The 19,932-nt window shown below is 52.0% G+C and carries 16 protein-coding genes and 1 pseudogene; 12 read left to right on the forward strand and 5 right to left on the reverse strand.

Features of this window, described 5'->3' with window-relative positions:
• The first annotated feature begins 46 nt into the window (after positions 1-46).
• Together yfcE and yfcD are read left to right on the forward strand one after the other, a co-directional pair.
• Positions 47-598 carry a phosphodiesterase gene (gene yfcE / locus FDW95_RS03745; RefSeq protein ID WP_115257902.1) on the forward strand — a complete coding sequence of 184 codons (552 nt, stop codon included), beginning with the start codon at positions 47-49 and terminating at the stop codon, positions 596-598.
• Between the two features lie 56 nt (positions 599-654).
• Positions 655-1,209, forward strand: a complete 555-nt coding sequence (gene yfcD / locus FDW95_RS03750; protein ID WP_096756361.1) for an NUDIX hydrolase YfcD — start codon at positions 655-657, stop codon at positions 1,207-1,209.
• 81 nt (positions 1,210-1,290) lie between these two features.
• Here the strand turns inward: yfcD and yfcC are convergent, their stop codons facing one another.
• The 3 genes from yfcC to ackA all read right to left on the reverse strand — a co-directional run bounded on the left by yfcC (position 1,291) and on the right by ackA (position 6,448).
• A complete protein-coding gene (gene yfcC, locus FDW95_RS03755) occupies positions 1,291-2,811 on the reverse strand; it encodes a putative basic amino acid antiporter YfcC (RefSeq protein WP_115257903.1) in 1,521 nt (506 codons plus the stop codon).
• A 214-nt stretch (positions 2,812-3,025) separates the two neighbouring features.
• Positions 3,026-5,170, reverse strand: coding sequence for a phosphate acetyltransferase (gene pta / locus FDW95_RS03760; protein WP_096756363.1), 2,145 nt, complete (start codon positions 5,168-5,170; stop codon positions 3,026-3,028).
• A 75-nt stretch (positions 5,171-5,245) separates the two neighbouring features.
• Positions 5,246-6,448, reverse strand: a complete 1,203-nt coding sequence (ackA, locus tag FDW95_RS03765) for an acetate kinase (RefSeq protein WP_115257905.1) — start codon at positions 6,446-6,448, stop codon at positions 5,246-5,248.
• A gap of 340 nt (positions 6,449-6,788) precedes the next feature.
• Here ackA and yfbV point away from each other — a divergent pair, with 340 nt between their 5' ends.
• From yfbV to FDW95_RS03785, 4 genes are all read left to right on the forward strand, one after another.
• Positions 6,789-7,244 carry a terminus macrodomain insulation protein YfbV gene (gene yfbV, locus FDW95_RS03770; RefSeq protein WP_045445597.1) on the forward strand — a complete coding sequence of 152 codons (456 nt, stop codon included), beginning with the start codon at positions 6,789-6,791 and terminating at the stop codon, positions 7,242-7,244.
• A gap of 83 nt (positions 7,245-7,327) precedes the next feature.
• Positions 7,328-7,822: a YfbU family protein gene (locus FDW95_RS03775; RefSeq protein ID WP_096756365.1), complete on the forward strand. Its 495-nt coding sequence runs from the start codon at positions 7,328-7,330 to the stop codon at positions 7,820-7,822.
• Positions 7,815-8,492: a sugar phosphatase gene (locus FDW95_RS03780; protein WP_115257906.1), complete on the forward strand. Its 678-nt coding sequence runs from the start codon at positions 7,815-7,817 to the stop codon at positions 8,490-8,492. Before FDW95_RS03775 ends, FDW95_RS03780 begins: the two co-directional genes overlap by 8 nt.
• A gap of 77 nt (positions 8,493-8,569) precedes the next feature.
• A complete protein-coding gene (locus FDW95_RS03785) occupies positions 8,570-10,402 on the forward strand; it encodes an SLC13 family permease (RefSeq protein WP_115257907.1) in 1,833 nt (610 codons plus the stop codon).
• A gap of 120 nt (positions 10,403-10,522) precedes the next feature.
• On the opposite strand, the gene yfbR is transcribed toward FDW95_RS03785, so the two are convergent.
• Positions 10,523-11,122, reverse strand: coding sequence for a 5'-deoxynucleotidase (gene yfbR / locus FDW95_RS03790; protein ID WP_115257908.1), 600 nt, complete (start codon positions 11,120-11,122; stop codon positions 10,523-10,525).
• Positions 11,123-11,329: 207 nt separating this feature from the next.
• Complete coding sequence (gene alaA / locus FDW95_RS03795; RefSeq protein WP_096756369.1) at positions 11,330-12,547, reverse strand: alanine transaminase AlaA; 1,218 nt, start codon at positions 12,545-12,547, stop codon at positions 11,330-11,332.
• Between the two features lie 924 nt (positions 12,548-13,471).
• Here alaA and lrhA point away from each other — a divergent pair.
• The 6 genes and pseudogenes from lrhA (at position 13,472) to nuoF (ending at position 19,887) form a co-directional block, all read left to right on the forward strand.
• Positions 13,472-14,410 (forward strand): annotated as a pseudogene (gene lrhA / locus FDW95_RS03800) (transcriptional regulator LrhA).
• 626 nt (positions 14,411-15,036) lie between these two features.
• Complete coding sequence (gene nuoA / locus FDW95_RS03805) at positions 15,037-15,480, forward strand: NADH-quinone oxidoreductase subunit NuoA (RefSeq protein WP_003028077.1); 444 nt, start codon at positions 15,037-15,039, stop codon at positions 15,478-15,480.
• A 15-nt stretch (positions 15,481-15,495) separates the two neighbouring features.
• Entirely contained in the window at positions 15,496-16,158 is a 663-nt protein-coding gene (gene nuoB, locus FDW95_RS03810; protein WP_003028075.1) for an NADH-quinone oxidoreductase subunit NuoB, read from the forward strand.
• 89 nt (positions 16,159-16,247) lie between these two features.
• Positions 16,248-18,050, forward strand: coding sequence for an NADH-quinone oxidoreductase subunit C/D (gene nuoC / locus FDW95_RS03815; RefSeq protein ID WP_096756372.1), 1,803 nt, complete (start codon positions 16,248-16,250; stop codon positions 18,048-18,050).
• Between the two features lie 2 nt (positions 18,051-18,052).
• Positions 18,053-18,553 carry an NADH-quinone oxidoreductase subunit NuoE gene (nuoE, locus tag FDW95_RS03820; protein WP_003028069.1) on the forward strand — a complete coding sequence of 167 codons (501 nt, stop codon included), beginning with the start codon at positions 18,053-18,055 and terminating at the stop codon, positions 18,551-18,553.
• Entirely contained in the window at positions 18,550-19,887 is a 1,338-nt protein-coding gene (gene nuoF, locus FDW95_RS03825; protein ID WP_096756373.1) for an NADH-quinone oxidoreductase subunit NuoF, read from the forward strand. Before nuoE ends, nuoF begins: the two co-directional genes overlap by 4 nt.
• Positions 19,888-19,932 lie beyond the last annotated feature (45 nt).

The following is a 19,932-nucleotide window of genomic DNA, read 5'->3' on the forward strand; positions in this document are numbered from 1 at the left end:
GATAATCCAGTATCATTAAACGGTATTATACGACGAGGAGTGAGTGATGAAGCTGATGTTCGCATCGGACATTCATGGGTCGTTGCCAGCCACGGAGCGCGTACTTGAACTGTTTGCCCAAAGCGGGGCGCGATGGCTGGTGATATTGGGTGATATTTTAAACCACGGACCGCGTAATGCGCTGCCACAAGGTTATGCACCTGCACAGGTTGCTGACCGCTTGAACGCGCTGGCGTCACGTATTATTGCGGTACGCGGTAATTGTGATAGCGAAGTGGATCAGATGCTCCTGCATTTTCCAATAACTGCGCCATGGCAGCAGGTTCTGATGGATAATCAGCGGCTCTTTTTGACGCATGGGCATCTTTATGGCCCGGAAAACCTCCCGGCGCTGAATGCGGGTGATGTGCTGATTTATGGGCATACGCATCTGCCGGTTGCCGAAAAGCGTGGTGATATTTACCACTTTAACCCCGGCTCGGTCAGTATTCCGAAAGGGGGTTTTACGGCAAGTTACGGGATTCTGGATGATAATGTTCTCAGCGTAATGGCACTCAATGATCAAAGTATCATTGCGCAGATCGAGATTAATCCGTAAGTTACCCCACAAACGTAAACGCGCCGTAAGAGCGCTAGAAAAAAGAAGGTTTCCTGATGGTGGAACAGCATCGTTTGGCAAGTACGGAATGGGTGGATATTGTGAATGAAGACAATGAAGTCATCGCACAGTCCAGCCGTGAACAAATGCGGGCGCAGCGCTTACGTCATCGCGCAACGTATATCGTCGTGCATGATGGTATGGGCAAAATTCTGGTTCAGCGTCGTACCGAGACAAAAGATTTTTTGCCCGGCATGCTGGATGCTACCGCGGGTGGTGTTGTTCAGGCTGATGAGCAAATGCTTGAATCTGCCCGCCGTGAAGCGGAAGAAGAGTTGGGCATTGCAGGCGTACCGTTTGCTGAACACGGTCAGTTTTATTTTGAGGACCAACACTGTCGCGTATGGGGAGGGCTGTTTAGCTGCGTATCCCACGGGCCGTTCGCGCTGCAGGAAGAAGAAATTAGCGAAGTCTGCTGGCTAACGCCGGAAGAAATTACCGCGCGCTGTGATGAGTTCACACCGGACTCGCTGAAAGCGCTGGCGCTGTGGATGACCCGCAACGCCAAGAATGAAGGGGCGAAAGCCGAAAAACAGGAAGAGGCGGAGTAAACACCGCTTATCCAGCCTACCCAGTAATGCAATCGGGTAGGCCGGGTGACACGCTTTGACATCGCCAACCGGCGTTGTGAATTAGTGATACCCCATTATCTGCGCACCAATCACCACCACGCTGGACATAATAAACAGCAGGCCCAGCAGTGTGGCACCTACCTTCAGCCAGTTACGGAAGTCCACCCGGCAAACGCCTAACGTCGCCATTAATGATGCTGATGTTGGATAGATAATGTGGCTGAATCCGTCACCAAACTGGAAGGCCAGCACGGTCACCTGACGGTTTACGCCGACCAGATCGCCCAGAGGCGCTAACAGTGGCATAGTGAGCGCTGCCTGGCCCGAACCGGAAGTGACGAAGAAATTAAATACCGCCTGGAACAGCAGCATAAACCACGCCGCAATGGCATTGTCCAGGCCGCTAATGCCGTTGGCAATGCTGTGCAGCAGGGTATTCAGCACACTCGCATCGCCTGCCTCACCATTACCAACCAGCAGTAATATCCCCTTGGCAAAACCGACCAGCAGGGCCGGGGCAATCATCATGCGTGCCCCCTCAATGAATGAGGAAGCCATGATGTTAACCGTCATTCCGTTGAGCCGGAAGACAACGCCGATAATGCCAATCACCAGACCCATAGTGAAAAACTGGCTGGCGATTTCAGGAATGAACCATGCGTTGACGATAACGCCCCAGACAACCCAGATCATTACCGCAGTGAGGACGATCAGTACCAGCCAGTCACCCAGCGTGAAGCGTCGCTCTACCACCTCGTCCTGCTGTTCGCGGAAAAAACGGTCTGATTCATGAACGCGGGATAGCAGGGGGTTTTTCTTGATGCGTGTTGCGTAGGCCAGCGTAAAAGTCAGGCCAATCATTGTGGCAACGACCCACACCACGATACGCAAACCAGAGCCGGAGAGTACCGGGACGCCTGCAATGCCCTGTGCGACAACCACACAGAACGGGTTCATCCATGAACTGGCAAAGCCGATTTGGGTGGCAATGTAGGTCACCAGCACGGTGGTAATACTGTCGTAACCTAAGCGCACCATGAGTGGGGCGATGATAATGGCAAAGGCGACCGCCTCTTCTCCCATACCAAAGACCGCGCCACCCAATGAGAAGAGGATAAACAGCACCGGGATGAACAAGACCTCGTTACCCCGGGTATGGCGGATGAGCGCCAGGATGCCGTTATCAATGGTTCCGGTGCGCATAACAATGCCAAACGCGCCGCCGATCACCAGCATAAACATAATGATGCCAACGGCAGTACCGAATTTAGAGCCGGAGGTTAACCCTTCGAACGGAAAATTCATCAGCCCGGGACTTTCATCGCCGGTGGTGAAAAATTTCACCCGGTGATACTGCTCTTCGCCGGCATCGTTGGTCAGAATGCGAAAAGAGTGGGGATCGACCACTTTACGGGTTTTGGTTTGCCCATCAACCTGGTACTGCACTTCTTGACTGTCGAACATGCCGACGGGAACAACCCAGGTGGCCAGGCTGGTTAAAATAGCGACGAAAAAAATAATCACCAGCGTATCGGGCATAGCCCATTTTTTCGCGGATTGTGATTCTGTAACTGCAGACATGACAGACTATCCCTGTTGCAAAGCAAAGAGACTAAGTATGAGAAGAGAAGAATAGTTATTCATTGATGCAGCGCAGCTAAGCAAAATTTTCAGAATTTGCGACTGCAATTGCGGAGATAAAAAAGCCGGAAATATCAGCTATTTCCGGCTTTCATGAGCATGATGTGTAGGCCGGATAAGGCGCTTGGCGCCACTATCCGACACACGCAGCAAATTACTGCTGTTGCTGGGAAGACTGGATCGCGGTCAGTGCGATGGTGTAGACGATATCGTCTACCAGCGCGCCACGAGACAGATCGTTCACCGGCTTGCGCATACCCTGCAGCATCGGCCCGATGGAGATCAGGTCGGCAGAACGCTGTACCGCTTTGTAGGTGGTGTTACCGGTGTTCAGATCCGGGAAGATGAACACGGTAGCGCGACCTGCAACCGGAGAGTTCGGCGCTTTAGATTTCGCAACGTCAGCCATAACAGCGGCGTCGTACTGCAGCGGACCGTCGATCATCAGGTCTGGACGTTTTTCCTGAGCCAGACGCGTTGCTTCGCGGACTTTCTCAACGTCGCTACCTGCACCAGAGGTGCCGGTAGAGTAGGAGAGCATCGCTACGCGAGGTTCAATACCGAAGGCCGTTGCGGAGTCTGCGGACTGGATGGCGATTTCTGCCAGCTGTTCTGCAGTCGGATCCGGGTTGATCGCGCAGTCGCCGTAAACGTAAACCTGATCCGGCAGCAGCATGAAGAACACAGAAGACACCAGAGAGCTGCCCGGTGCAGTTTTGATCAGCTGCAGCGGTGGGCGAATGGTGTTTGCGGTGGTGTGAACAGCACCGGAAACCAGGCCGTCAACGTCGTCCTGCTCCAGCATCAGGGTACCGAGAACCACGTTGTCTTCCAGCTGTTCGCGGGCAACGGTTTCAGTCATACCTTTGTTTTTACGCAGTTCGACCAGGCGGGCCACGTAGCTTTCGCGAACCACATCCGGGTCAACGATTTCTACGCCTGCGCCCAGTTCAACGCCCTGAGACGCTGCAACACGGGTGATTTCATCCGGGTTACCCAGCAGTACGCAGGTCGCGATACCACGTTCAGCACAGATAGCTGCCGCTTTAACAGTACGCGGTTCGTCGCCTTCTGGCAGAACTACGCGTTTGCCTGCTTTACGCGCCAGCTCGGTCAGCTGGTAGCGGAACGCTGGCGGAGACAGACGACGGCTGCGCTCAGAGGTCGCAGTCAGGGATTCAACCCAGTCAGCGTTGATGTAGTTAGCAACGTATTCCTGAACTTTCTCGATGCGCTCGTGATCGTCAACCGGGACTTCCAGGTTGAAGCTCTGCAGGCTCAGGGAGGTCTGCCAGGTGTTGGTGTTTACCATGAATACCGGCAGGCCGGTTTCGAATGCACGTTCGCACAGTTTTGTAATGCGCGCGTCCATTTCGTAACCGCCAGTCAGCAGCAGAGCACCGATTTCTACGCCGTTCATTGCCGCTAGGCATGCTGCAACCAGCACGTCAGGACGATCGGCAGAGGTCACCAGCAGAGAACCGGCACGGAAATGCTCGAGCATGTGCGGAATGCTGCGTGCGCAGAAAGTCACAGACTTCACGCGACGGGTATTGATATCGCCTTCGTTAACGATGGTGGCGTTCAGGTGACGCGCCATATCGATTGCACGAGTGGCGATCAGATCAAAGCTCCACGGCACCGCGCCCAGAACCGGCAGCGGGCTGGATTCTTGCAGTTTAGCCGGGTCAACTTTAACCACTTTCGCTTTGGAGGAGTCGTCAAAAATTTCGGACAGATCCGGGCGAGTACGGCCCTGCTCATCAACCGGTGCGTTCAGTTTGTTAACGATAACGCCGGTGATGTTGGTATTTTTAGCGCCGCCGAAGCTGCTGCGAGTCAGTTCAATACGCTCGTTCAGCTGTTCCGGGGTGTCAGTGCCCTGAGACATTACGAAGACGATTTCTGCATTCAGCGTTTTCGCAATTTCGTAGTTCAGAGACTGAGCGAACTGGTGCTTACGGGTTGGGACCAGGCCTTCAACCAGCACCACTTCAGCATTTTTGGTGTTCGCGTGGTAGTTTGCGATGATCTCTTCCATCAGCACATCTTTCTGATTGCTGGAGAGCAGAGACTCAACGTGGCTCATCTTCAGCGGCTCAGCGGCTGGCAGAGACGAGTTCGCACGGACAATCGCAGTAGTCTGGTCTGGCGCATCGCCACCGGCACGCGGTTGAGCGATCGGCTTAAAGACGCTCAGACTTACGCCTTTACGTTCCATTGCACGGATCACGCCAAGGCTGACGCTGGTCAGACCGACGCTGGTTCCGGTAGGGATCAGCATAATAATACGGGACACGGTTTATCCTCTTTCGTTACCGTCGATTTCGACGGGTTACAAAACAGCACCGCCAGCTAGGCTGGCGGTGTGAAATCAGGCAGTCAGACGGCTCGCGTCTTGCGCGATAACCAGTTCTTCGTTGGTTGGGATAACCACCGCAGGACGGGTACCTTCTTTGTTGATGAAACCAGATTTGCCGAAACGTGCGGCCAGGTTACGTTCGTGGTCAACGTCAAAGCCCAGAACGCCCAGTTTGCCCAGGGACAGTTCACGAACCATCGCGGCGTTTTCACCGATACCACCGGTGAAGACGACGGCGTCCAGACGACCGTCCATCAGTGCAGTGTAAGAACCGATGTATTTCGCCAGACGGTGACAGTAAACGTCCATTGCACGTTTAGCGTCTTCTTTGGTCTCGTAGTTGTCTTCAACATAGCGGCAGTCGCTGGTGACTTCGGTCAGGCCCAGCAGGCCAGACTCTTTGGTCAGCATTTTGTTGATTTGGTCAACGCTCATGCCCAGGGTGTCGTGCAGGTGGAAGATAATCGCCGGGTCGATGTCACCGGAACGCGTACCCATCACCAGACCTTCCAGCGGGGTCAGACCCATGGAGGTATCAACACATTTACCGTTACGGATAGCAGACACAGAACCACCGTTGCCCAGGTGGCAAGTGATGATGTTCAGTTCATCAACCGGTTTGTTCAGCATTTTTGCCGCTTCTTGAGTGACGAAGAAGTGGCTGGTGCCGTGTGCGCCATAGCGACGAACACCGTGCTCTCTGTACAGGCTGTACGGCAGAGCGTAGAGGTAAGATTCTTCCGGCATAGTCTGATGGAACGCGGTGTCAAACACGGCCACGTTTTTGTCTTTCAGATTAGGGAAAGATTTCAGTGCTTCTGCAATACCGATCAGGTGAGCCGGGTTGTGCAGCGGTGCGAAAGAGGCAGAATCTTTGATGCCCTGAATAACGGAGTCATCGATAACCACGGAGCTGGTATACTTCTCGCCGCCGTGTACGATACGGTGACCAATCGCAGTCAATTGCGCGGACAATTCCGGTTTTTGTGCCAGAATAGTGTTAACGATGAAGTTCAGCGCTTCACTGTGAGCGGCGCCTGCACCTAAAGCCGCTTCTTGTTTACCGCCGTCCATTTTCCACTTGATACGTGCTTCTGGAAGATGGAAACATTCGGCTAAACCAGAAAGGTATTCTTCACCGTTTACTGCATCGATGATGGCAAATTTCAGTGAGGAGCTACCGCAGTTCAGAACCAGTACTAACTTACTCGACATGGAAGTACCTATTTATGGATACGTGGCTAAAAAAACGTCATGGAGTCAAAGAGCGTAGCGCATGATGACACCGACGTTTATGATTAACATCATGCGCCGTTGTCTTTTTGGGCATGATGGAATAAATACCTTTGAGTCTATGTCATTTTGCGTATTTTTCAGCCAATGGCATACTGTATGCCAATTTGACGACTCAATTATTTTGGACTAAAGGCCTTACAGGCCGACACAGGATACCTGATTGTGGGTATCGAAGACAAAATGTTTTGAACGATGTCCCTTGCAGTTGTTGTTTTGCACAAATTTTTTAAATTTTATATGTGAAGTTGAGGTAACCGCCATGTCGACACCGGATAATCGCTCCGTAAATTTTTTCAGTTTGTTTCGCCGGGGGCAGCACTACGCTAAGACGTGGCCGATGGAAAAGCGCCTGGCGCCCGTATTTGTTGAGAATCGCGTAATCCGCATGACGCGTTACGCGACCCGTTTTATGCCGCCGATTGCCGTCTTTACCCTGTGCTGGCAAATCGCGCTGGGTGGGCAACTGGGACCGGCCGTAGCGACCGCGCTGTTTGCGCTCAGCCTGCCGATGCAGGGCATGTGGTGGTTAGGTAAACGTTCCGTTACGCCGTTGCCGCCCTCGATTCTCAACTGGTTTTATGAAGTCCGGGGCAAATTACAAGAGGCCGGCCAGGCACTAGCTCCGGTGGAAGGGAAGCCTGATTATCAAGCGCTAGCTGACACGCTTAAGCGCGCCTTCAAACAACTGGATAAAACTTTTCTCGATGATTTGTAATTGACCCCTGATTACGCATATAAAAGAAGGCATAAGATGCCTTCTTTTTTTTCATCGCAGCAGTAGTGATACAGGAGTCCCAAATGGAAATGACCAACGCTCAACGTCTCATTTTATCTAACCAGTACAAAATGATGACTATGCTCGATCCAACCAACGCCGAGCGTTATCGTCGTTTACAGACGATTATTGAACGCGGTTATGGCTTGCAGATGCGCGAGCTCGATCGTGAGTTTGGTGAGCTGACAGAAGAAACCTGCCGAACAATTATCGATATCATGGAGATGTATCACGCATTACACGTTTCATGGACTAACCTTAAAGACGCCCAGTCCATTGATGAGCGCCGCGTCACATTTTTGGGCTTTGATGCCGCAACGGAAGCGCGCTTCCTCGGATACGTGCGTTTTATGGTCAATGTGGAAGGGCGTTATACCCACTTTGATGCCGGTACGCATGGCTTTAACGCCCAGACGCCGATGTGGGAAAAATATCAGCGTATGTTGAGTGTCTGGCATTCTTGCCCGCGTCAGTACCACCTGAGCGCGAATGAAATTAACCAAATCATTAATGCCTGAGGGGGCGAGCGTGCAGTGCAAAGGCTTTCTGTTTGATCTGGATGGTACGCTGGTCGATTCCTTACCTGCGGTAGAACGTGCATGGTGCAACTGGGCCGATCGTTTTGGGCTTGACCACGATGAGGTGCTGGGCTTTATTCATGGTAAGCAGGCGATTACCTCCTTGCGACACTTTATGGTGGGTAAGTCAGAGGCAGATATTGCCGCAGAATTTACGCGCCTGGAGCAAATAGAGGCAACGGAGACCGCAGGCATCACCGCACTGCCAGGAGCGGTGGATTTACTCAATCACCTCAATAAAGCCGGGATCCCCTGGGCGATCGTCACGTCGGGATCCATGCCGGTGGCGCGGGCGCGCCATCGTGTTGCGGGTCTGCCTGATCCGGAAGTGTTTGTCACTGCCGAGCGGGTAAAAAGAGGTAAGCCAGAGCCTGACGCCTATCTGTTAGGCGCGCAACTGCTGGGTCTTGCGCCGCGTGAATGTGCCGTTGTTGAGGATGCGCCAGCCGGGGTGCTCTCTGGTCTGGCGGCAGGGTGTCATGTCATCGCTGTGAACGCGCCGGCGGATACGCCGCGTCTGGATGAGGTCGATTTTGCGCTGACCAGTCTGGAGCATATTTCCGTGACTAAACAACCCAACGGAAATGTGGTCGTTGTAAGAAATACCTGAACATGATTTAGCCCCAGATTGTTGGGGCTTTTTTATGGCAGAATCGGTCCATCCCTCTCATTTAACAAGGATATGTTGTGAACGGTGAATTGATCTGGGTTCTCTCATTGCTGGCAGTTGCCGTGGTCTTGTTTGCGACGGGCAGAGTGCGTATGGATGCGGTCGCTTTGCTGGTCATTATTGCTTTTGTTTTGAGTGGAACGCTGAGCATTTCTGAGGCCTTCTCCGGTTTCAGCGATCCTAACGTTATTTTGATAGCCGCTCTGTTTATTATTGGCGACGGCCTGGTGCGCACCGGGGTGGCGACCGTGATGGGGGCCTGGCTGGTGAAGGTCGCCGGCAGCAGCGAGGTTAAAATGCTGGTGCTGCTGATGATAACCGTCGCCGGACTCGGCGCGTTCATGAGTTCTACCGGCGTTGTCGCTATCTTTATCCCGGTTGTCTTATGCGTCTCCATGCGCATGCAAACCTCACCTTCACGCTTGATGATGCCGCTCAGCTTTGCCGGATTGATCAGCGGCATGATGACGCTGGTGGCAACGCCGCCTAACCTGGTCGTCAACAGTGAACTCCTGCGCGAAGGGCTTAACGGTTTCAGCTTCTTTAGCGTGACGCCGCTGGGTCTGGTGGTGCTGGTGCTCGGCATTATTTATATGCTGCTGATGCGCTTTATGCTGAAGGGCGATGATGCCGGTCAGCAGGGCGATGTCTGGAAGCGCCGGACTTTTCGCGATTTGATCAAAGAATATCGCCTTACGGGACGCGCGCGCCGACTGGCTATTCGCCCCGGTTCACCGATGATTGGTCAACGTCTGGACGATTTAAAACTGCGTGAACGCTACGGGGCGAACGTCATTGGCGTTGAGCGCTGGCGTCGTTTTCGCCGCGTCATTGTTGACGTAAACGGTGTTTCTGAGTTTCGTGCCCGTGATGTTTTGTTGATCGATATGTCTTCAGCCGATGTCGACCTGCGCGAATTTTGTAGCGAGCAGTTGTTGGAGCCGATGGTGCTGCGCGGCGAATATTTCTCCGAGCAGGCGTTGGATGTGGGTATGGCGGAAATTTCGCTGATCCCGGAATCGGAATTGATCGGTAAAACGGTGCGGGAGATTGGATTTCGTACCCGCTATGGACTTAACGTTGTCGGATTAAAGCGTGATGGCGCGGCGTTAGCCGGGGCGGTCGTCAATGAGCCGCTGCTGATGGGCGACATTATTCTGGTCGTGGGTAACTGGAAACTGATCACCGCGTTGGGGAAAAAGGGACGCGATTTTGTGGTGTTGAATATGCCCGTTGAGGTCAGTGAAGCGTCTCCGGCGCACAGCCAGGCACCGCATGCGATTTTCTGCCTGGTCCTGATGGTTGCCCTGATGCTGACCGATGAAATCCCCAATACGGTTGCTGCGATTATCGCCTGCCTGCTGATGGGGAAATTCCGCTGTATTGACGCAGAAAGTGCGTATAAAGCCATTCACTGGCCGAGCATTATTTTAATTGTCGGAATGATGCCTTTTGCGCTGGCCCTGCAAAAAACCGGTGGCGTCGATCTGGTAGTGAAAGGCCTGATGGACGTTGGTGGGGGATACGGGCCGTACATGATGCTGGGCTGTCTGTTCGTACTGTGCGCCACCATCGGGTTATTTATTTCGAATACCGCGACGGCGGTGTTGATGGCGCCGATTGCACTGGCGGCAGCGAAGTCGATGGGCGTTTCACCGTATCCTTTTGCGATGGTCATTGCGATGGCGGCATCTGCAGCCTTTATGACGCCGGTATCGTCACCGGTTAACACGCTGGTACTGGGACCGGGTAACTACAGCTTCAGCGACTTCGTGAAGATTGGCGTGCCGTTTACACTGATTGTCATGGTGGTCTGTATTGTGATGATCCCGATGCTGTTTCCGTTCTAATGCTTCCCTGGTGTCGTTTCGCGGGTCTTGTAGGCCTGATAAGCGTAGCGCCATCAGGCATGATGCCGGATGGCGACGTAAACGTCTTATCCGGCCTACAAAGGCAACGTCGCCGCAAATTTACAATGGCGAGTCCTGGCTAATTTCATCCAGCGAGAGATGGAAACTCGGTACAAATACGTCTAAGAAATAGTCCATCTCTTCACTGCGACGCGATTCCAGCGTTTTTTCCAGCCGCGTTTTCGCAAGCAGAAACTCATTATTTCCGGCTGAAAGTTCCTCAAGGCACTTCAGATAGGCGCAAAGCGCATCGGCCTGTTTAACAATCGCGCGCTCTTCTTCGCTGCTGGCGTGTTCATCAATTAACGGCGCAAAAATATCGCGCAGTTCATCGGGTACCATGTCGACCAGTTTCTGCTGGGCAATTTTCTCAATGGCTTTATATTCCTGGGCGATTTGCGAGTTAAAGTATTTCACCGGGGTCGGGAGGTCACCGGTCAGCACTTCGGAAGCATCGTGGTACATCGCCAGCAGGGCAATGCGTTCCGCGTTAACCTGACCGCCGAACTTGCGATTCTTGATTGCCGCCAGCGCATGCGCAACCATCGCGACTTGCAGACTGTGTTCAGATACGTTTTCGGTGCGCACGTTGCGCATCAGCGGCCAGCGGTTAATGAGTTTCAGACGGGAGAGGTGGGCAAAAAAATGGCTCTGCTTCATAACGACCCTTATATGATGGCAACCTAAGAGTCATTTTGCGCAGAGAAGGCTGTCAGATGCAAATACTCGTCATAATTCAAGTTGCATGCGCGTTGGCTTTCCTCATTCACCCCAGTCACTTACTTTTGTAAGCTTCTGGGGATTCATTGCGTCGCCGCCTTCCTGCAACTCGAATTATTTAGAGTATTCCGGTTGCTGATTTTCGACTTACAGCTGGTGATAGCCAGACAGGAAGCGCTCAAATTTGCTTAGCGACATTTCGATATCGTCAATACGCGGCAGCGTCACGATACGGAAGTGATCCGGCCACGGCCAGTTGAAGGCTGTGCCCTGCACCAGCAGCACTTTTTCCTGTAACAGGAAGTCGAGCACCATTTTCTGGTCGTCATGAATATTGAAGCGTTTGGCGTCAATTTTCGGGAACATGTACAGTGCGCCGCGCGGCTTCACGCAAGAAACGCCGGGAATGTCGTTGAGTAATTCCCAGGCACGGTTGCGCTGTTCATACAGACGTCCGCCAGGCATGATGAATTCGCTAATGCTTTGGTATCCGCCCAGTGCGGTTTGAATAGCATGCTGTGCTGGAACGTTGGCGCATAAACGCATAGACGCTAGCATTTCCAGACCTTCAATATACCCTTTCGCGTGTTTCTTCGGTCCGTTCAGTACCATCCAGCCCTGACGGAAACCCGCAACACGGTACGTTTTTGACAGGCCGTTGAAGGTGATGGTCAGCAGGTCCGGTGCCAGCGGGGCAATAGAATGGTGCTCTGCGTCATCATAAAGAATTTTGTCGTAAATCTCGTCAGCAAAGATAATGAGATTATGCTGACGTGCAATTTCAACAATCTCCAGCAGAAGCTCTTTAGAATAGACTGCGCCGGTAGGGTTGTTGGGGTTGATAATAACAATCCCACGCGTGCGAGGAGTAATTTTGGCGCGAATATCGTCGAGGTCCGGGAACCAGTCAGAGGATTCATCACACAGGTAGTGCACAGCCTTACCGCTGGAAAGCGATACCGCCGCCGTCCACAGCGGATAGTCAGGCGCAGGTACCAGCATTTCGTCCCCGCTGTTCAGCAATGCCTGCATCGCCTGCACGATCAATTCGGAAACACCGTTGCCGATATAAATGTCTTCCACGGTAACATCGCGCATCCCACGTGCCTGATAATGCTGCATGATGGCTTTGCGGGCGGAATAAAGGCCTTTTGAGTCACAATACCCTTGCGCGGTAGGCAAATTACGGATCACATCAACCAGAATTTCATCCGGTGCTTCAAACCCGAATGGCGCGGGGTTGCCGATGTTTAGTTTCAGAACCTTATTGCCTTCTTCTTCCAGACGCTTTGCTTCTTTCAGAACCGGGCCACGAATGTCATAACAGACATTTTCTAATTTGCTGGATTTTTCAATAGGGGACATGAATCTTGACCTTTTAGCTGTGAATGCCACTCCCTGCCGTGGAAGTCAGCACAGAACAATGTACTCTTCCAACGGTGCATTTTGAAGGGTCTTTAGCAGAAGATTTTGATGAACTATGCAGTTATAATCAACCGTTAATGGCTGTTAAATCATTATAATTTAGAGTTTTATTCTTATTAATATATATTTCGTAGTTATCTGTTTTGATGTGATGCCAGTGTTGTGGTCGTTTATCTGGTAAGAAATAGTTATGTATCGGGCACGAAAGCAATCGTTCTCTGGGGTGAAAAGAAGAATTCGGAAATACGGAACACTTATCTCCACTGCCTGTTATCGGCATGATCGGTCAGCGCTACAGTGTGAATCTATTGTTAAGCATAATTAATGAATAGTGGAAATTTTAATTAATTATTATTTAATATTTAAACAGCGCTCATTGAATGCGTTAATAATACGAAAACGGCTAGCCTGACATAACACCTTTGCGCATCAGATTATTCACGATAACACTTATAAATATAGTGGTTTTGGGTTAAGATAAGTCCCATGAAATGGTGTGTTGCGTATGTTCTTTGATAATTCTAATGCTGACACGTTGACCATAACATACTGAAAAATTAGATTTTAATGTGTAAATTGACGTCCATAAACTATTTTTTCATATTTACAAAATTTACATGTTTTCCATTAGTAAGAATCTGCCTGTAGCTAAAAAATGGCGCTTTCTCTTTGCTATATTCTGATGAGCCATGCGGCGCATTATATAGCGAAGTAAGAGGGTTGTTTCAGTTGTTACATCTAATACATCCTTATTTTCACTTAGTTACACTAAGTGAAAATACGAGGCAGGCACATTACAAATGGAATTTTTGTTTCTGAATGCACAGCATTAACCCGGAATGACCCGCGAGTAAGTGAAAATTTATGATAAATGCAAATCGTCCGATAATTAACCTCGATCTCGATCTGCTGAGAACGTTTGTTGCTGTTGCCGATCTGAATACTTTCGCGGCTGCGGCTGCTGCGGTATGTCGCACTCAGTCTGCGGTGAGCCAGCAAATGCAACGCCTCGAGCAACTTGTCGGGAAAGAGTTGTTCGCGCGCCATGGACGTAACAAACTGCTGACGGAACACGGTATCCAGCTGTTGGGTTACGCCAGAAAAATTCTGCGCTTCAATGATGAGGCTTGCTCATCATTAATGTTCAATAATCTTCAGGGCGTGTTAACTATTGGCGCCTCTGATGAATCCGCCGATACGATACTGCCGTTTTTGCTCAACCGCATCAGTTCGGTTTATCCGAAGCTTGCGCTGGATGTGAGGGTCAAGCGTAACGCCTTTATGGTGGATATGCTGAAGTCACAGGAAGTGGATTTGGTGGTGACCACCAACCGCCCTGGGGATTTCGAGTGCCTGAATCTGCGTACCTCTCCGACGCACTGGTATTGTGCGGCTGAATACATCCTGCAAAAAGGGGAACCGGTGCCGCTGGTCCTGCTGGACGATCCCAGCCCGTTTCGCGATATCGTGCTGTCTACGCTAAATGCTGCGCAGATCCCGTGGCGTTTGGCCTAAGTGGCGTCAACATTGCCTGCGGTTCGCGCTGCAGTAAAAGCAGGATTGGGCGTCACGGCCCGTCCGGTAGAAATGATGAGTCCGGACTTGCGCGTGTTAGGTGCGGTGGATGGTTTGCCACCGTTGCCAGAAACCGAATACCTGCTGTGCTGCGATACCAGCACGCAAAACGAGTTAGCTCAGGTTATCTTTAAGTCGATGCAAACGTACCAAAACCCATGGCAATACAATCAGTTTACCCCTGAAGGGGGAGATGATTCGCTGATCGTTGAAGGTGACTTTGAGTAATGCGTCACAAATAATCGTTTTAAAATGTAAGTGCAAAAAAGAGCCACTAAAGATGAAATAACTTCCAGTGGCTCTTTTTTTATACAAAACAGGCAGTCTATAGCCTGTTTGTAAATGAAAAGTGAATAAAATCAGTAGGTAAAAGATTTTCGATTAAATTGAGCAAAAAATAAACAAAAGAAGGGCCTATTATTTTCATGTTAAAAAACTAGAGAAATTGTTGCTGTTTTTTATGATGGATTAACAAAAGCGTGTCACAGATCAAGAAAATACTCACATTTAGGGGGAGGCATCTGCACGAATTCCTGTCAAAATAGAGGTGTATTATCTTTTTTACTTCACTACGGACACGATTCAACAACATTAAAATTGGCTAATGACAGGACTGAAATGAGTCTAAATAGCACTTTATGTTAATGATGCTGAATTGGTGTAAAATAATGTGAGGAAACTTTTGTTAAAGTTGACAAAAGGTTATAGAAAGGAGTAAAAAACCCCATCAATTGGCTGTATAAATGGTTTTCTACAGTGATTGTAAGGTTTTTTTTATTCCTCCCCATGAATCGATGTGGCGTTCATCTGCCGTAAAGAGCAGAGAATTTGGCGCTACTTTTGATGAGTAAGCAATGAGTATGTCAACATCCACTGAAATCATCGCTCATCACTGGGCATTCGCTATCTTTCTTATTGTTGCCATTGGCCTGTGCTGCCTGATGCTCGTCGGCGGCTGGTTTTTAGGGGGTCGCGCGCGCGCGAGATCTAAAAACGTGCCGTTTGAATCAGGTATCGACTCGGTCGGCACCGCCCGCTTGCGCCTGTCTGCCAAGTTTTACCTGGTAGCCATGTTCTTCGTTATCTTCGACGTTGAAGCGCTGTATCTTTTTGCATGGTCAACATCTATCCGTGAAAGCGGCTGGATTGGCTTTGTGGAAGCTGCAATTTTTATTTTTGTGTTACTGGCAGGTCTGGTTTATCTGGTGCGTATTGGCGCGCTGGACTGGACGCCCGCGCGTTCACGCCGCGAGCGTATGAACCCGGAAACGAACAGTATCGCTAATCGTCAACGCTAACCGCGAGGCATTAAGATGGATTATACGCTCACCCGCATAGATCCTAACGGTGAGAACGACCGTTACCCCCTGCAAAAACAGGAGATCGTAACCGACCCCCTGGAACAAGAAGTTAACAAAAACGTGTTCATGGGCAAACTGCATGACATGGTTAACTGGGGCCGTAAAAACTCAATTTGGCCATACAACTTTGGCCTTTCCTGCTGCTACGTTGAGATGGTGACCTCGTTCACCGCCGTGCATGACGTGGCCCGTTTTGGCGCAGAAGTTCTGCGTGCCTCTCCGCGTCAGGCCGACCTGATGGTCGTGGCCGGCACCTGCTTTACCAAAATGGCCCCGGTTATTCAGCGCCTCTACGATCAGATGCTGGAACCAAAATGGGTTATTTCCATGGGCGCATGTGCCAACTCCGGCGGTATGTACGATATTTACTCCGTTGTGCAGGGCGTTGATAAGTTTATTCCGGTTGATGTGTACATCCCGGGATGCCCGCCGCGTCCGGAAGCCTACATGCAGGCACTGATGCTGCTGCAAGACTCCATTGGCAAAGAACGTCGTCCGCTCTCATGGGTGGTTGGCGATCAGGGCGTTTATCGCGCCAATATGCAGTCAGAGCGCGAGCGTAAGCGTGGCGAACGTATTGCTGTAACGAATCTTCGCACACCGGACGAGATTTAATTTGCGCCTGTCGGCCTGGGGATTACCTTCGCATATCACTATTCAAATAGCGCGAAGCCAGGCTTAACAGTCACCACGAACCATTTGCAATGGTGAACAATATGACCGACTTAACCGCGCAAGACGCTGCCTGGCAAACACGGGATCATCTCGATGACCCGGTCATTGGCGAACTGCGCAACCGTTTTGGGCCGGATGCCTTTACCGTTCAGGCGACTCGCACCGGGGTACCCGTTGTTTGGGTCAAGCGTGAACAACTCCTGGAAGTGGGTGATTTCTTAAAGAGATTGCCGAAACCTTACGTCATGCTGTTTGACTTACACGGTATGGACGAACGTCTGCGTACGCACCGCGAAGGGTTACCTGCCGCGGATTTTTCCGTTTTCTATCACCTGATCTCCATTGAACGCAATCGCGATATCATGCTCAAGGTGGCATTGTCTGAAAACGATCTGCGCGTGCCGACGTTCACCAAACTGTTCCCGAACGCCAACTGGTATGAGCGTGAAACCTGGGAAATGTTTGGTATTGATATCGAAGGCCACCCGCACCTGACGCGTCTTCTGATGCCGCATACCTGGGAAGGCCATCCGCTGCGTAAAGATTACCCGGCGCGTGCGACCGAATTCGATCCGTTTGAGCTGACCAAAGCCAAGCAGGATCTGGAAATGGAGTCACTGACCTTCAAACCTGAAGACTGGGGCATGCAGCGTGGTACCGAAAACGAGGACTTTATGTTCCTCAACCTCGGTCCGAACCACCCGTCTTCTCACGGTGCATTCCGTATTGTTCTTCAGCTTGACGGCGAAGAGATCGTCGACTGCGTGCCTGACATCGGCTACCACCATCGTGGCGCCGAAAAGATGGGTGAACGTCAGTCCTGGCACAGCTACATTCCGTACACCGACCGTATCGAATATCTCGGCGGCTGCGTGAACGAAATGCCGTACGTGCTGGCGGTAGAAAAGCTGGCGGGCATTACCGTACCGGATCGCGTCAACGTGATCCGCGTTATGCTTTCTGAACTTTTCCGTATCAACAGCCACCTGCTGTATATCTCCACGTTCATTCAGGACGTCGGCGCGATGACCCCCGTGTTCTTCGCCTTTACCGACCGTCAGAAAATCTATGACGTGGTAGAAGCGATCACCGGTTTCCGTATGCACCCGGCCTGGTTCCGTATCGGTGGCGTTGCACACGACCTGCCGCGCGGTTGGGACAAGCTGCTGCGTGATTTCCTCGATTGGATGCCGAAGCGTCTGGATTCCTACGAGAAAGCTGCGCTGCGCAACACCATCCTGAAAGGCCGTTCGCAGGGTGTTGCCGCTTACGGTAAGAAAGAAGCGCTGGACTGGGGTTGTACCGGTGCTGCGCTGCGTGCAACTGGTATTGATTTTGACGTGCGTAAGTCACGTCCGTACTCTGGCTATGAAAACTTCGATTTCGAAATCCCGGTGGGCGGTGGTGTTTCCGACTGCTACACCCGCGTGATGCTGAAAGTTGAAGAGCTGCGCCAGAGCCTGCGCATCCTTGAGCAGTGCCTCAACAACATGCCGGAAGGCCCGTTCAAAGCGGATCACCCGCTGACCACGCCGCCGCCGAAAGAGCGCACGCTACAGCATATCGAAACCCTGATCACCCACTTCCTGCAAGTGTCGTGGGGCCCGGTAATGCCGGCGCAGGAATCCTTCCAGATGGTGGAAGCGACCAAGGGTATCAACAGTTACTACCTGACCAGCGATGGCAGCACCATGAGTTACCGTACTCGTATCCGTACACCGAGCTATGCGCATTTGCAGCAGATCCCGGTAGCGGTACGTGGCAGCCTGGTGTCCGACCTTATCGTCCATCTGGGTAGTATCGATTTTGTTATGTCAGATGTGGACCGCTAATTATGCACGAGAATCAACAACCACAAACCGAGGCTTTTGAGCTGAGTGCGGCTGAGCGTGAAGCGATTGAGCACGAGAAGCACCACTACGAAGACCCGCGTGCGGCGTCCATTGAAGCGCTGAAAATCGTTCAGAAACAGCGTGGCTGGGTGCCGGATGGGGCGATCTATGCGATCGCTGATGTGCTGGGTATCCCGGCAAGCGACGTTGAAGGTGTTGCCACGTTTTACAGCCAGATCTTCCGCCAGCCGGTCGGTCGCCACGTGATCCGCTACTGCGACAGCGTGGTGTGCCATATCAACGGCTATCAAGGGATCCAGGCGGCACTTGAGAAAAAACTCAACATCAAGCCGGGGCAGACGACCTTTGATGGTCGCTTTACGTTGCTGCCGACCTGTTGCCTGGGGAACTGCGACAAGGGGCCGAACATGATGATCGATGAAGATACGCATGCTCACCTGACTCCGGAAGGCATTCCCGAACTGCTGGAGCGGTATAAATGAAAGACATTATCCGTACTCCCGAAACGCATCCGCTGACCTGGCGTCTGCGCGATGACAACCAGCCAATATGGCTGGATGAATACCGTAGCAAAAACGGTTACGAAGGTGCGCGTAAGGCCCTGACCGGGCTGTCACCGGACGAAATCGTTAATCAGGTGAAAGACGCTGGCCTGAAAGGGCGCGGCGGCGCAGGCTTTTCCACGGGTCTGAAGTGGAGCCTGATGCCGAAAGACGAATCCATGAACATCCGTTACCTGCTGTGTAACGCCGATGAAATGGAGCCGGGCACCTATAAAGACCGTCTGTTGATGGAACAGCTGCCACACCTGCTGGTGGAAGGCATGCTGATCTCCGCGTTTGCGCTGAAAGCGTACCGCGGTTACATCTTCCTGCGCGGTGAATACATTGAAGCGGCGGTGAATCTGCGTCGCGCCATTGCTGAAGCGACCGAAGCGGGTCTGCTTGGCAAAAATATCATGGGCACCGGTTTCGACTTCGAACTGTTTGTGCACACCGGGGCAGGGCGCTACATCTGCGGTGAAGAAACCGCCCTGATCAACTCCCTCGAAGGTCGTCGTGCTAACCCGCGATCCAAGCCGCCGTTCCCGGCAAGCTCTGGCGCATGGGGTAAGCCGACCTGCGTGAACAACGTCGAAACTCTGTGTAACGTACCGGCTATCCTCGCCAACGGCGTGGAGTGGTACCAGAATATTTCGAAGAGCAAAGACGCAGGCACCAAGCTGATGGGCTTCTCCGGTCGCGTGAAGAATCCGGGACTGTGGGAACTGCCGTTTGGGACCACCGCGCGTGAAATCCTCGAAGATTATGCGGGCGGCATGCGTGATGGCCTGAAGTTCAAAGCCTGGCAGCCGGGCGGTGCGGGGACTGACTTCCTGACCGAAGCGCACCTTGACCTGCCGATGGAGTTCGAAAGCATCGGTAAAGCGGGTAGCCGTCTGGGTACGGCGCTGGCGATGGCGGTCGATCACGAGATTGGCATGGTGCCGCTGGTGCGTAACCTCGAAGAGTTCTTTGCCCGCGAGTCCTGCGGCTGGTGTACGCCGTGCCGTGATGGTTTGCCGTGGAGCGTAAAAATTCTGCGTGCGCTGGAGCGTGGCGAAGGCCAGCCTGGGGATATCGAGACACTTGAGCAACTGTGTCGTTTCCTCGGTCCGGGTAAAACCTTCTGTGCACACGCACCGGGTGCGGTCGAACCGCTGCAGAGCGCCATTAAATATTTCCGCGAAGAATTCGAAGCTGGCATCAAGCAGACCTTCAGCAATACCCATGCGATTGGTGGTATTCAGCCGAACCTGTTGAAAGAGCGCTGGTAAACGTTTTACGCGAAAGCATTCAAGATGCGTCAAGGCGGCAACCGA

Origin of the sequence: Citrobacter sp. wls718 (genome assembly GCF_005280945.1) — a bacterium.
GTDB lineage: Bacteria > Pseudomonadota > Gammaproteobacteria > Enterobacterales > Enterobacteriaceae > Citrobacter > Citrobacter gillenii.